Source organism: Streptomyces sp. ActVer (genome assembly GCF_027270795.1).
GTDB lineage: Bacteria > Actinomycetota > Actinomycetes > Streptomycetales > Streptomycetaceae > Streptomyces > Streptomyces umbrinus_A.
This window is the reverse complement of record NZ_JAPWHT010000024.1, coordinates 1-13379: the sequence shown is the minus strand read 5'-3', so window position 1 is coordinate 13379 and position 13379 is coordinate 1. Positions and strand designations below refer to the sequence as shown.

The window sequence follows — 13379 nt, the reverse complement described above, 5'->3', positions numbered from 1 at the left end:
CCTACGCGAAGGTGCCGAGCAGTCGCCCGTACACACCGAACACCCCGATGAGCAACGGCAACAGGACAAGGACCCCCACCGACTCCAGCAGGTCCCCCACGCGCCGCAGCCGCACCCGCACATGCTCGGCCGGCTCCACCGCCAGCACCACCAACGGCAACAGGGTCAGCACGCCGAGCACCACCAGCGGCCCCGCAGCGCCCGCGTGCTCCAGCCACACCACCATCAGCCGCACGATGACGACGGCCGAGGCCACCATCAGTGCCACGACCTCGGCGATCAGGGGATACGCCCGGGCCCGCAGGGCGAGCACCAGTGCGGTGACGACGGCGAGCGGCACGGTCCATTGTGACGGTGCCCGGAGCACGAGTACGCCGGCCACGGCCGCCGAGGCGGCCAGTACGACGGTGGCCAGGGCCAACCCGCGGTGCGTGGCCGTCAGCGCGGTCGTCACCTGGTAGCGGCTGACTGATGCCCCGCCGGTGCGCCGGTCATCCAGCCCGGACAGGCCGGACGCCATCAAGGCCAGCCGTGGCAGTACGCCCAGCACGACGACCGAGGCGATTGCGATGAGCGCGCCAACCCGGCTCTGCTCGACCGCGGGGGCCGCACTCTGCTGCAGCCCGGCTGCCATCTCCCACAGGGCCACGCATCCGCCGACCGTGGCGGCGCCGATCAACGCGCCGCGCCCCAACGGGGAAAACCACCCCAGAAGCAGCAGCACCAGCACCACGACCGCCGCCACACCCGCCAGCCGCATCGCGGCCGACCAGGCGTGGGCATCCGACGCCGTCCACATCCCGAGCACACCCAGAGCCCCGGCCGCCACCATCAGCGTGGTGGCCAGACCGCGCCGCAGCGCCCGCCCGAACAGCACACCGGCGAGCGCCGAGACCGCAGCGGCGGCCAGCAGCCCGGACGCCACCGCCGACAACGCGAACTCGCCCCGGGCCAGCACCCCGGCCACCAGCGCCCAACCGACCGTCGCCAGCCCGGCGACCAAGCGCCGGGCCGCAGGCCGCCACCGCCACGCCTGCAGGTCCAGAGCGTCGGCAGCCTCGTCAGTGACGTCATGCACCACGGGCGCGGACGGCGCATCCTCCACCCGCACCAGCCGCAGCACCGCACCGTCCGGCACCCCGGCCGACTCCAGCGTGCCGTCGTGCGCGAGCGCCGAACCATCCGCGGTCACCAGATGCCGCAGCTCCGGCCGCGCGGCCACCCGGTCGTCCAACAGCCGCATCACTTCCGGCAGAAGGAGACCGATCGGCTCCTGGGAGGGTAGGACGAGGTCGACCCGCCGCTGCTCACCGACCAGAGTGACCCGACTCAACACCGTACGTCTCGTCTGACTCAGAGCCCCCGCAGATATCACGCGTTCGAACCTATCATCGAGCCGAAGACGTCACGGAAGGCGACGAAGAGGGCTGTACCGAGGAGCCGGACCCGTACGGACTCTGCCCGATCAGCCGGTTGGAAATGAACGACCAGCCCACGCACCCGGCACACAGAACGGCCGCGATCACCACCCCGGCGAACACCTTCCCCAACCGCTCATCCAGCGACCGCCGCTGCCGCTGGGCGCCGAACAGCACGGCATCCCGCAACCGCCGACGCCGCACCGACACCGACTCCAGCAACTGGCTGTCGTAATCCTGAGCCGCCACGATTACCATTACCTCTTCCGCGTTGCGTATCCCTCACGTCGGAAACTCGCCGAGCCAGGCGCGGTTGAGCAGCTCGCTGGGGATGTAGTCGGACTCGACATCGATCGGAAAGCCTGCGTCGTAGGCGAGGCAAGTGACGGCGAGAGGGCCGAGGGCGAGATACCCCTCGACGCTTTCCTCCCGGTCCTCGGCCACGGTCCAGTACGCCTTGTGCAACTGCAGGGCTTCGAGAAGCGCTTCGTTGAAGCCGTCGTGGTCCTTGCGCAGGAAACGGTGGAAGAGGTTGATCGGCTGGTAAAGGATCTTCTGCAGGAGGTCGCGGTCGGCGATCCGCGCGACGTCGGGGTGGGACGCCTCGATCGCCGCGATCAGTTTGCCGACCAGGCCCGGCCGTTCAAGCCAGTATGTCTGGAGGGCATCCACCCAGTGGTACATGTACGCGTCGACCTCTGCGCCCGAGGCTGAAGCGCGCAGCAGATCGACCGGAACCTCGCTCAGCTGGTTCATGCGGGTTTGGTCGCGGCAGACGATGGCGAGCCAGAACGCGGTGAGCCAGTTGCCTGCGTTGGAGGCGAACTGCGGCCCGGTGGCCGGGATGGTCCGCAATTCGTGGTCGATGCGGCACTCGACGGTACCTTCAGTTGCGCTCGCCGACGCGAACAATGCGGACCCCACCTGCATCGCCGAGACCGCGGCCTCCCAGGTGTCGATGCCGGAGGCATCCGGATTGACCGCCAGGCGTGCGTTCACATACAGGATCGCCTCGCTCAACGCGGTGTTGAACATGTCCGGCGACTGTTCAAGGCTCTCGATGGTGTCGGCCAGCCCCATGCCGAGCGCGTTTGCGTACTCTTCGTCATCGGGTCCTGGACTGCCATGCCGAGGCACCTTCACCGTCATGCTGTTCTCCCGCCCCCGATGTCGAACTTCTCCATGGTGTAGCCAGCATAGTGACCGTTGTTGGGGTTCCCCTTGACGAGGACGTAGTCCAGCTTGCCTGATTTAAGTGCTTTCTTGAGTTCCAATGCCAGTCTGAGTTCGTTGGGATTACGGCGCCCTCGAACGCGCATTTCTGAGAGGATATCGTCGAAGTATTCCCGGGTTCCCTGGGAGACTCGCATGCCGTTTGGCAAGTTACGGGCACCCAACTTTGTGCTGGTACTGCTCTTCGCCTCGATCACTACGTAGCCGCCGTCCTCGCGGCGCCATACCTGATCGAACTGATCGTTGCCGTTCGCGGGACCGTCGAGTTCCATTCTCTCGGCATTGGGATAGCGCTCTGGAATCACATGGTGCTCGGCGATGGTCTCCCCGTAGGCCTCGCTGGACTCCGACATGTCCCTGTGTAGGGGCTTGTGCGCGGCATCTGCAGCATCGGCGGCCGCCTGATTCGCCTGCGTCTTATGCGTTTCGAGCGCTTCCCTGGCCGACTTGAGATGGTTCTCGGCCAGCTGGTCGGCGGCTATCGCGGAATGACGCGTACGCGCGGCGCCGTCGAGGGCCTTGAGGGCCTCGGGACTTGCTGTTCCCCGGCCCACCTTGATGGGATCTCCGAGGTACTTTTCAAGCAGCGGCGGCGGGGCATCGGATGCCGAGATCCATTTTCCGGTCGCGGGGTCCTTCACCAGCTGAGGCGGAACCAGACCGCTCTCGTCAACCAGCTTTGTGCTCAGCCGATTGCCGTTCTTCTTGTAGTACTTCTCGAAGTAGCCCGCTTCGTTGTTGGCGCGGTCGACCTGGTGGCGCATGATGTCCTGGCGGCCAGTCGCGCCGCCACCCCGGCCGCCCGTGCCACCGTTGTCGACGCTGCCACCGCGCTGCCCAGGAACGTCGGGTGCGCCGGAGCCTGCATTGGCGTGGCCGTCGCCGACGCGCCCAGCATCGGACGCAGATGCCCCCGAGTCGGCTGCGTGCCCAGCTCCGGTTCCGCCCGGCCCGTGTGGTGCGGCACTGCTGCCACCCCCGGTTGGGACCTCGCGGCTCGCCTGGGGCGGGAGGTTTTCCCCCGCGTGAGCAGTGGCCCCGGGGGCGCGTGAGGTCGCGCCGACTTCGGCGAGATTCCTCCGCGGAGGTGTTGCCTCGGGCTGTTCGGCGCGTGTGTCGGCGGCCGGTTCGTGGCGTGGGGTGTCGCTGATGGCCCGGCCCGCGTCGTCGACGCGGATGAACTCGCCGTTCTCGATACGGACCCTGGAGCCGTCGGAGAGTTCCAGCACGCTGTGCGGGGCGCGCAGGTCCGGGACGTTGTTCAGGCCGCGGAGGTTGGCGGTGACCTCGGCGATTCTGGGGAGGGCGTGGGTGACCTTGGCGGCGGCGCTGATCGGGTCGATGATCTCGCCGACCCTGGCCGCGGTGGCGGCGGCGCGGGCGCCAGCGCCCGCCTTGCCCGCGGAGGCGGCCTTCAAGGGGCCGACGCCCAGGGTCAGGCCGTTGAAGACGACGGTGGCCGCGGCGCGGGCCGGGTTCTCCTGCCACATGTCCCAGGCGACGAAGGACTTGCCGAACTCCTTCGCGTACACCTTGCTTTCCTGGGCGAAGTCACTGGCCAGGAAGCCGGTGGGCTGCTGCCCGCCGGACTCCATGAGATAGGTTTCCGCGCCGACGATCGCGCGGGTCAGCCCCTCCCAGGCATCTCCGGCCGCGTCCCCGCCGTGCACGCCGGCCAGGGTGGCGAGACCGTCGACGGTGCCCCACACGTTGTCGACGATCAGTCCGTCCCAGACGAAGCTCTTGGCGTAGTAGCCGAAGTCCTTGGGGTCCCACCAGTCGTGTGACTTGCTCACCGGCGTGCCCCAGGGCAGTTCCTTCGCCTGCTGCAGCACCTCGGCGCTGTAGCCGTAGATCTCCGCACCGAGCGGGAGGAACTGCTTGTCGCCGGTACCTATGACGTATTGGGTGCCGCCGACCAACGCCGTGATCTTGTTGTTGCATGTGATCTCGGCGGCGGTGAACGCGGCCTGTGCGGCGGCCACGTCGTTCATGAGCGCCTGGTTCTCGTCGACTTTGTCCTGGTCGTCCGTCCAGTCCTCGTCGAACGCTCCACTGCCGTTCTTCAGGCCCGCCACGAAGGTGACCGCCTCGGTCTGCAGCCGCTTGAGCCGCGCGATGATCGGCGTGACCTCGACCGCGTACGTGGTCAGGGCCTCGGCTACCGTGGCGACCTTGTCGGCGAAGCCGTCGGCTCTGTCGCGTACGGGAGTCGTGGAGGCGAACAGATCGTCCGCCTCGGGCGCCTGGTAGAACGCCGACAGCCCCTGGAAGCTGGTGTGGGCGGCGGCCCCTGCCCGGCGGATGCCGTCGGCTTCCTTGCGCAGCGCGGAAGTGTGCTGCTCCAACTGCCCCAGATCGCCGGTGAACTGCGGGATGTCCTCCGGCTTGATCGTCACAGCAGGCCCCGCTTCCAGCCCGCCGGCATGTCCGGCTCCACCACCGCGGCCGCCCGCTGCTGCACCTCGGCAGCCATCTCCAGATCACCGCTCTGGTACGCCGTGGTGGCCTCCACCACGCCGGTGACCGACTTCCCCATCCGCACGCCGATGAACTGCAGCTCGCTCGCGGTGCCTTCGATGAACTCGGCCAGCGCCGCGGCCACCAGCCCGGTCTGGCCCTCGCCCTCTCCGCTCGCCCCACCCGGGGCGAGGGTGCCGGCCGACGTGGCCGCGCCCTCCAGATCACCGGAGTACGCCTGGACGATCTCGTCCAGCACCCCCATCACGTCTCCCACGTGGGAGACCACGACCCCGACCCCGGACGGAGTGATGTCCCAACGCGTCACGAACAGCCCCCTGATCCACGTATCCCCGCACACCCGGACCGTGTGCTTGCGGCCCGGTCCCTCGCATCCCCGCACGCGGCCGGTCAGCCGATGTTGTCAACCGAGGCCCGCGCCTTGGCCAGCGTCGACTGCGCGGTGCCGTCGTTCTGCTCCAGCGTGGTGCGGACGAGGCGGATGATGTCGCGCACCTCGTTGGCGGCGTTGTTCCAGCGGGCTTCCTTGCCGTGGTACTCGTCCGACACGCCGTCGGCCTGGTAGTCGGCCATCGCTGCCTTCACCGCGCGGTCCCGGTCGCCGAGCACCCGCTCCAGGTTCCCGATCACGGTCTGCAGGCTGCCTTGCACGTCGCTCGAAGCGCCGGTGTCGTAGGAACGGCGGTCCTGGTTCTGCCCCATCGCGAAAAGTCCCCCTCGGACTCGTACTCGTTGCGTGTCAGCGCGCGCCGAACCGGGCCCCGTCGAAGTTGGCCAGGCCCATGTTCTGGTTGGCGTTGTCGCCCTGCTCCAGATCACCGGAGCCGAAGGCCTCGTCCATGCCGGCCTGGCCGCCCAGGATCGAGCTCAGCGCACCGTTCAGCGCCGCGGTGATCTCATCCGCACGTGTCTTGAACAAGTCGAACGAGGCCTTGCCCGTTCCGTTGAACTTGCCCTCCAGCGGCTCCGCCGCCTGGATCAGCCAAGTGATCAGCGTGCCCAGGTCGTCACTGGAGCCGACGGTGTTCTTCCCCAGGTCGGACAGGGTCGTAGACCCCATGTCGAACTTCATGCACCCACCCCCGTAAGTGTGTTGTGTGCCGCGGTCGTTCGACCGCCACAGTGTTCTCGTGCGTCACGCACGTCTCACCGTGCGTCGAACATCCTCTCCCGCAAGTTGTTGCAGGGGCAACGCAGTTCGGTGCGAGGCGGCGTGATCTATCCCATGAGTTGTCTTGCTGCCTGGTGTTGAGCCGACTGGCGGATGCCTGTCCTGCGGCCCACGAGGTGGTGCTACGCCCACTGCTCTGGGGGTCGGCTCGGCGATGGATGCGCACCTGGACAGATCCCCGATCTCCTCCCAGCCGGCGATCACCAATCCGTCCTCAATGGCCTGTTCTTCTCGCTCGCCGAACTGACCACCCCGCACCGTCCACGCCCTGATCACGGCTGACTCCCACCCCGGGGTTCATCGTCGGCCGCACCCCTCCCGCGACTCGACTGGCATGCGCACGACTGTAGTGACCACACGTGTGACTAGGGGCACAGTCGAAGCCCAGGTTGCCGGAAATCGCCGCGCATACGGCCGGATCAGGCCGCGTACGATCACAAGCTGGAGCGATGGCCTGCATGGGCTCGGACAGGTCGATTCCCTCATGCCGCAGCAGTACGCCCAGCGTCGTCGTCTCGCAGTGCTGCATGCCGCGGACATCGATGTCCTTCACCATGGTCATGCCGCACATTCTCCTCCTCACCAGATGACAAACACCCGCAGATGGGCGTGCCGGACCAGCACATCCCAGGCACGCCCGCCGGACAAAGCCTGGCGCGCGTCCACGGTGCGCCGCTCCTGAACTCCCTTGTCAGGGACGCCCGTTCGTGACGCTCCATGACAGCGCGCCCGGCCGGGCCACACGTCGAGCGAGGGAGCGGCCCTGTGCGATCAGTCCAGTGGTCGACCGTCGTGGCCGTCTCGGTCGGAACGGTCCCCGGGTAGAGCGGTGCAAGGGTATAGAAACTGACGACTCGTCAGGTTACGCTCCGCGCATGATTTCCACGGTGGTCTGGGGTACCGGAAATGTCGGCCGTGCGGCGATCCGTGCGGTGGACGCGCATCCGGCGCTCGATCTTGCGGCGGTACTGGTGCACAGTCCCGGGAAGGTCGGCCGTGACGCGGGTGAACTCGCCGGCCTGGACCGGGTTCTGGGTGTCGCGGCGACGGACGATGTCGCTGCGGTGCTGGCAGCGGGGCCGGGAGCGGTGGTGTACGCGGCGTCGGGTGACATCCGGCCCGACGAGGCACTGACCGACATCGGTGCGGCGATCCGGGCGGGCGCGGTGGTCGTGACTCCGTCGTTGTATCCGCTCTACGACCAGCGCAACGCCCCGCCCGAGTTCCGCGACCCCGTGCTCGCGGCGATCGCGGACGGCGGCGGGTCGCTGTTCGTGTCCGGTGTCGACCCGGGCTGGGGCAATGACGTACTGCCCCTGCTGATGAGCGGACTCGGCACGGTCGTCGACGCCGTCCGCTGCCAGGAGATCTTCGACTATTCGACGTACGAGCAGGAGGAGTCGGTCCGGCATCTGATCGGCATGGGTCACCGCATGGACTACCAGCCGCTGATGCTCGCGCCGTCGATCCCGACCATGGTGTGGGGCGGGCAGATACGGCTGATGGCCAGGGCCCTCGGCGTCGAACTCGACGAGATCCGCGAGACCTTGGAGCGGCGCGCGCTCGACGCCACGGTGAGCACCCGGACCATGGGCGACTTCGAGGCCGGTACCCAGGGCGCCGTGCGCTTCGAGGTGCAGGGCATCGTGAAGGGCGAACCCCGCCTCGTCATCGAGCACATCACCCGCATCCACCCGAGCTGCGCCCCGGACTGGCCGGCGCCGCCCAACGGCGACGGAGCGCACCGCGTGATCATCGAGGGCCGCCCGCGCATCGAGGTCACCGTCGAGGCCACCGACGAGGGCGACAACCGCTCCGCAGGCGGGAACGCCACCGCCGTCGGCCGTCTCGTCGGAGCCATCGACTGGCTCGTCGACGCGGAACCCGGACTCTACGACGCCCTCGACGTTCCGCTGCGCCCGGCGGTCGGCAGACTCGGCGCGCCCGCATCGCTCGGCGCGCCCGCATCGCTCGGCGCGCCCGCATCGCTCGGCGCGCCCGCACCGGTCGGAGCACTCGGAACCAAGTGACCCAAGTGACATCGACGCCGACACCCCCTGTCGGCACCCCAAGGACGCGCCTGCGGCCCCGGCCGAGGCCGGGAACCTGGACGAAGGAGTCCCGGATGAACGTCGACATCCCCGAGGGCAAGAACCCGATCGAGTACGTGTGGGGCGACATGGTCCCCGGCATCGGACCGGCCGCCGCGAACTTCTCACTCGCCGTCTACGCCCATACGACCCTGGGACTGCGCGAGTTCGAGGCCGCGCGGCTTCGGATCGCGCAGATCAACGGCTGCCTCTTCTGCCTCGACTGGCGGACCGAGCGGGACGGCCACAAGGTGGAGGACGACTTCCCCGACGCCGTCGAGCACTGGCGCACGACCGACGCGTTCGACGACCGCACCCGCCTGGCCGCCGAATACGCCGACCGCTACGCCCTGGACCACCACGGCCTCGACGAGGAGTTCTGGGACCGGATGACCACGCACTACAGCCAGACCGAGATCGTCGAACTGACCATGAGCCTGGGCTCCTGGCTTGCCTTCGGACGACTCAACCGGGTCCTGGGACTCGACGCCATGTGCGTACTGCCGGGGCACTGAGCCGGTTCGGGGCTGCCCGGCAGGTCCGGGTGGCCCCGAACTCGACCCCCTCTCGTACGTCTCTTCCGTGCGCCTCGCGTCTCCCTCTCGTTCGCCTTCCGGGACGGGGCTCGTTCGTCTCCGGGCCGTGCACGTGCGCGGATCGCCGCTACAGGGCTACAGGTCCGCCGCGATGATCTTCTCGATGTTCCGTTCGGCGAGCGCCGTGATGGTGACGAACGGATTGACGCTGGTGTTGCCGGGGATCAGCGCGCCGTCGATGACGTACAGACCCGGATGTCCTTGCAGGCGGCCGTAGTTGTCGGTCGCCTTGTTGAGCACCGCGCCACCCAGGGGGTGGTACGTCAGGTGGTCGCCCCAGATCTTGTAGGCGCCGAAGAGATCGGTGCGGTAGATCGTCCCCTCCTTGGCGTTGATCTTGTCGAAGATCGTCTTGGCCATGTCGATGGACGGCTGCTTCCAGGCGGTCTGCCAGTTGAGTTCGGCCTTGCCCGTCGACGCGTTCCACGAGAACTGGGCGCGGTTGGGGTTCTTGGTGATCGACAGGTAGAACGAGGCGAAGGTCTCGATGCCGGTGGGCAGCGGTGCCACCTCGGCGAACGCGCCGCCCGCGGCCCAGTTGTCGATGCCGGAGCACGGGATGGACGACTGCACGGCACCGGTGGGGTCCCACAGATGGTTGGCGCGGCCGCACATCACGTTGCCGTTGTCGCCCCAGCCCTTGCCCACCTCGCTGTTGAGGCCCGGCAGCGCGCCCGTGGCCTTGAGCTGGACCAGCAGCTTGCTGGTGCCGACGCTGCCGGCCGCGAAGAACACCCGGTCCGCGGTGACGGTCTTGGTGGCCGTGGTGTTGCCGCCGGTGTCGAGCTGGTCGATGACGACCGTGTAGCGGCCGCCCGTCGCCGGAGCGACCGAAGTGACCTTGTGCAGCGCTGAGATGGAGACCCGGCCGGTCGCCGTGGCCCTGGCGAGATAGGTCTTCTGCAGGGACTTCTTGCCGTAGTTGTTGCCATAGAGGATCTCGCCCGCGAGTGCGGACTTCGGTACGGTCCCGGCGGCCTCCTGTTCCATGTAGTCCCAGTCGTACACGTCGGGCACGAAGACGAAGGGGAAGCCCGAACGCTGGGCGTGCTTTCGGCCGACCCGGGCGTACTGGTAGCAGTCTGCGGTCTCGAACCAGGTCGGGTCGACCGTGCCGACCCCGAGGCCGGAGTTGGCGCGCGGGTAGTAGACGGAGTACATCTCGTCCGCGTTGACCGACGGCAGGACGGCGCCGAAGTTCTCCCGCCTCGGAGTGACCGCCATCCCTCCGTTCACCAGTGAGCCGCCGCCCACGCCGCGGCCCTGGTAGACGATGATGCCGCCCATCTCCTCGGCGTCCAGGATCCCGGTGTAGCGAGGGACGTCCTTGTCGATGGGGAAGCCGAGGAAGTTGCTGAGTGGCTGCTTCGTCCTGGTGCGCAGCCAGTAGGAGCGGTAGTCGGGGCTCGTCGTGTTGGCGAAGATCTTGCCGTCCGACCCGGGGGTGTCCCAGGCCATGCCCATCTCGACCATGTGGACGTCGACACCCGCCTGGGCCAGGCGCAGAGCGGCCACGGAACCGCCGTATCCGGTGCCGATCACGAGGGCGGGCACATGCGCCCCCGGCTCGATGACAGCGGCTGCGGCTGTCGTGGCGGCATGTGCCGGCAGTACCTGGCCGGCGAGTGCCGCCGACCCAAGAAGAGAACCAGTTCCAGTGATGAATCTCCGACGAGATACGCCTCTGAGGCGCGTCCCACGTGGGGAATCGTCGTTCATGCGCGGCTCCTCACTCTCCATAGAGTGAAACGGGTTCTAATGCCACCCTCATAAGAAGTCACGCCATACCCTGAGGTAACTTTCAAACGATCACAAATTGGGCATCACGCGCAACACGAGACGACAGAGCCTGACTGGAACACGCGTTGACACGGGGGAGGAGCGACCCCTGGCTGTCGACTACGCCTGCCGTGTCACGTGCGCTCGGAGTACGCGGCGTACTCGGCGCATTCGGTCAGGACCCGTAGTTCGCTGCTTTTCTCCCGGGGTGTGCGTCTGTTCGTTCGCCCGGTCGTCAGTAGAACTCGACCGTGTCCACTCGGTTCAGCAGGCTCTCTCCGTCGAGAAGCCGGGTGGCGTTGGTGGCGAAGAGTTCGGCGATGAGGCGGTCCTCGGCGGGGCTGAGTGCGGCGGTGTGGGGGCTCACCAGTACGTGGTCGTGGTTCCAGAGGGGGCTGTGGGACGGGAGGGGTTCCGTCTCGAAGACGTCCAGTGCGGCGAAGCCGACTCGGCCGGAGTTCAGGGCCTCGATCAGGGTGGCGTGCAGCCGCCTTCACCTCGCAGCCGCCCTCACTCCGTCGGCGACCCCGGCTGCGTGCTCTCCCGTACCACCAGCGAATACCCCGCGGTGAGTCTCGTGTGGGGGGCCTCCGCGTCGGTGGTGATTCTCTGGAGCACCGCGTCCACCGCGAGTTCGGCGATCTCGCGCTTGTTGGGCGACACGGTGGTCAGTGACGGCACGCTGTAGCTGGTCTCCTGGATGTCGTCGAAGCCGACGACCGCCAGGTCGTGCGGCACCCGCAGTCCGTGTTCGTGCGCCGCGCGCACCGCGCCGGAGGCGAGCAGGTCGCTGAAGCAGAAGACCGCGTCCGGTGGTTCGTCCAGGCCGAGCAGGACCCGCATGGCGGAGGCTCCGTCGGCGCGGGTGAACGCCACGGTGTCCGGGGCCAGCCGGGGGTCGTGCGGCACACCCGCGGCATGCAGCGCGGTCAGAAAGCCGTGCATGCGCTGCACCGTCGTCGCATGGGCCCGGTCCGACGGCTGGCCGATGACTCCGATGCGCCGGCGGCCGAGCCCGAGCAGGTGCTCGGTCGCCTCGCGTGCCGCCGCGGAGTTGTCGATCAGCACGTGGTCCGCGGGGATCCTGTACGACTGCTCTCCCAGGAGTACGAGGGGCACGCGGCGCTCGCGAGTGGCGAGCATCGCCTCGTCGAGGCTGAGCGGGCTGAGCAGCACACCGTCGATGAGCGGGTCGCTCAGGCCGCAGGCGATGCGCAGTTCCTCCGCGGGGTCTCCGCCGGTGTCCTCGATGAGCACGGTGCAGCCGCGCTTCTTGGCGGCCGCTATGACCTCCGCGGCCAGCTCCGCGAAGTACGGCGCGACCAGCTCGGGGACGGCCAGCGCGATGATGCCGCTGCGGCCGGTGCGCAAGTGGCGTGCGGAGGCGTTGGGCTGGTAGTCGAGCTCGGCTATCGCGCGCAGCACCCGCTGCCGGGTCTGCTCCGCGACCCGGATCTCGCCCCGGACGACGTTCGACACCGTCTTGATCGACACACCCGCGCGTTCCGCGACGTCCTTGAGGCGTGCACCTGCCATGACGCTCGCCCTCCCTCCCCGGCATTCCTCCGGCCGCCCTCGTCGTCGTCGCACCACGAGAGCCGATGCCGGTGTGCCGACCAGCGTAATCCATGTTGCAACGTTGTAAGAGGCTCGCGTCCTGCGTATGAGAATCACGCCCCGCATGGGCGATATGCACTGATTGGCGGCTCACTCCCCGACGAGCAACCAGTTTCCGCACAGGTGTTGACGTCGAATTTCCGCAGGGATACAACGTTGGAACCGCCTCCGTGCATCGATCGAGCCGTTCGAACCTGTCACTCATTCCAACGTTGTACTCGTTGGGTTTCCCTGCCGTGGAAGGACGCCTGCCCATGCGGGACCGCACACCGCACGCCTCCCCGCCTCCACCCCCACCGTCCCGGCGCGCACTTCTGCGCGGCACCCTGTCGCTCGGCGCCGTCGCGGCCTCGTCCGTCGCCCTCGGCGGCTGCGGCAGCACGCTCGCGCAGGGGTTCACCGGAGGGTCGCCCGCACCGACACGGCTGAACTTCTGGAATCCCTTCACCGGCGGTGACGGCGAGCGGCTGCTGGCCATGGAGGACGTCTACCGGGCCCGGCACCGGGCCACGGACCTGAAGTCGGCGACCTTCGTCTGGGGCAGCCCGTACTACACCAAGCTGACCCTGGCGACTCTCGGCGAGCGGCCCCCGCAGGTCGCCGTATCCCACCTGTCGAAGGTGCCCACGCTCGCCGAGGCGGGACTCCTCACCGAACTGCGGACGTCCGATCTCGCCCGACACGGGCTCACCGAGTACAAGTTCGACCCGCGCCCATGGAAGAAGTCCCAGGTGGACGGGAAGCTGTACGCCGTCCCGCTCGACACCCACCCCTTCGTGCTCTACTTCCGGACCGACATCGCCGAGAAGGCCGGACTGCTCGACGGCCAGGGCCGGTTGACGGACGTGGACGGGCCCGACGCGTTCATCGACGCCCTGCGCGCCGCGAAGGAAGTGACCGGGGCCTGGGGCGGCTCGGTCGCCTCCGTGAAGGACGCCTCGACGCAGTTCCGGCTCTTCTGGTCGTTCTACCGGCAGATAGGCGGCGGCGAACT

12 protein-coding genes and 2 pseudogenes are annotated in these 13379 nt (G+C 68.2%); 3 read left to right on the top strand and 11 right to left on the bottom strand.

Features of this window, described 5'->3' with window-relative positions:
- Position 1: 1 nt before the first annotated feature.
- From eccD to O3Q52_RS06540, 8 genes and pseudogenes are all read right to left on the bottom strand, one after another.
- A complete protein-coding gene (gene eccD, locus O3Q52_RS06575; protein ID WP_269647839.1) occupies positions 2–1333 on the bottom strand; it encodes a type VII secretion integral membrane protein EccD in 1332 nt (443 codons plus the stop codon).
- A gap of 55 nt (positions 1334–1388) precedes the next feature.
- A complete protein-coding gene (locus O3Q52_RS06570; RefSeq protein ID WP_269647838.1) occupies positions 1389–1676 on the bottom strand; it encodes a hypothetical protein in 288 nt (95 codons plus the stop codon).
- A gap of 24 nt (positions 1677–1700) precedes the next feature.
- Positions 1701–2567, bottom strand: a complete 867-nt coding sequence (locus O3Q52_RS06565) for an immunity 49 family protein (protein ID WP_269647837.1) — start codon at positions 2565–2567, stop codon at positions 1701–1703.
- Positions 2564–5050 (bottom strand): hypothetical protein, encoded by a 2487-nt coding sequence (locus tag O3Q52_RS06560; protein ID WP_269647836.1) that lies wholly within the window; start codon positions 5048–5050, stop codon positions 2564–2566. The genes O3Q52_RS06565 and O3Q52_RS06560 overlap by 4 nt, the downstream gene beginning before the upstream one ends.
- Positions 5047–5439 (bottom strand): DUF6507 family protein, encoded by a 393-nt coding sequence (locus O3Q52_RS06555; protein WP_269647835.1) that lies wholly within the window; start codon positions 5437–5439, stop codon positions 5047–5049. Before O3Q52_RS06555 ends, O3Q52_RS06560 begins: the two co-directional genes overlap by 4 nt.
- Positions 5440–5522: 83 nt before the next feature.
- A complete protein-coding gene (locus tag O3Q52_RS06550; protein ID WP_269647834.1) occupies positions 5523–5834 on the bottom strand; it encodes a pore-forming ESAT-6 family protein in 312 nt (103 codons plus the stop codon).
- 37 nt (positions 5835–5871) lie between these two features.
- The gene (locus tag O3Q52_RS06545; protein ID WP_269647832.1) at positions 5872–6204 is read right to left on the bottom strand and encodes a hypothetical protein; all 333 of its coding nucleotides are present in this window, start codon (positions 6202–6204) and stop codon (positions 5872–5874) included.
- Between the two features lie 556 nt (positions 6205–6760).
- A pseudogene (locus O3Q52_RS06540) lies at positions 6761–6865 on the bottom strand (lantibiotic ABC transporter); the annotation flags it as partial.
- A gap of 313 nt (positions 6866–7178) precedes the next feature.
- On the opposite strand from O3Q52_RS06540, the pseudogene O3Q52_RS06535 reads away from it, so the two are divergent.
- Together O3Q52_RS06535 and O3Q52_RS06530 are read left to right on the top strand one after the other, a co-directional pair.
- Positions 7179–8252 (top strand): annotated as a pseudogene (locus tag O3Q52_RS06535) (dihydrodipicolinate reductase); the annotation flags it as partial.
- Positions 8253–8428: 176 nt separating this feature from the next.
- Positions 8429–8908: a carboxymuconolactone decarboxylase family protein gene (locus O3Q52_RS06530; RefSeq protein WP_143633754.1), complete on the top strand. Its 480-nt coding sequence runs from the start codon at positions 8429–8431 to the stop codon at positions 8906–8908.
- Positions 8909–9064: 156 nt separating this feature from the next.
- On the opposite strand, the gene O3Q52_RS06525 is transcribed toward O3Q52_RS06530, so the two are convergent.
- The 3 genes from O3Q52_RS06525 to O3Q52_RS06515 form a co-directional block, all read right to left on the bottom strand.
- The gene (locus tag O3Q52_RS06525) at positions 9065–10708 is read right to left on the bottom strand and encodes a GMC oxidoreductase (RefSeq protein ID WP_269647831.1); all 1644 of its coding nucleotides are present in this window, start codon (positions 10706–10708) and stop codon (positions 9065–9067) included.
- A gap of 295 nt (positions 10709–11003) precedes the next feature.
- Complete coding sequence (locus tag O3Q52_RS06520; protein WP_269647860.1) at positions 11004–11240, bottom strand: NAD(P)-dependent oxidoreductase; 237 nt, start codon at positions 11238–11240, stop codon at positions 11004–11006.
- 38 nt (positions 11241–11278) lie between these two features.
- Positions 11279–12304 (bottom strand): LacI family DNA-binding transcriptional regulator, encoded by a 1026-nt coding sequence (locus tag O3Q52_RS06515; protein WP_269647830.1) that lies wholly within the window; start codon positions 12302–12304, stop codon positions 11279–11281.
- A 335-nt stretch (positions 12305–12639) separates the two neighbouring features.
- Here O3Q52_RS06515 and O3Q52_RS06510 point away from each other — a divergent pair.
- The coding region (locus O3Q52_RS06510; protein ID WP_269647829.1) for an ABC transporter substrate-binding protein at positions 12640–13379 on the top strand (740 nt) is incomplete at its 3' end.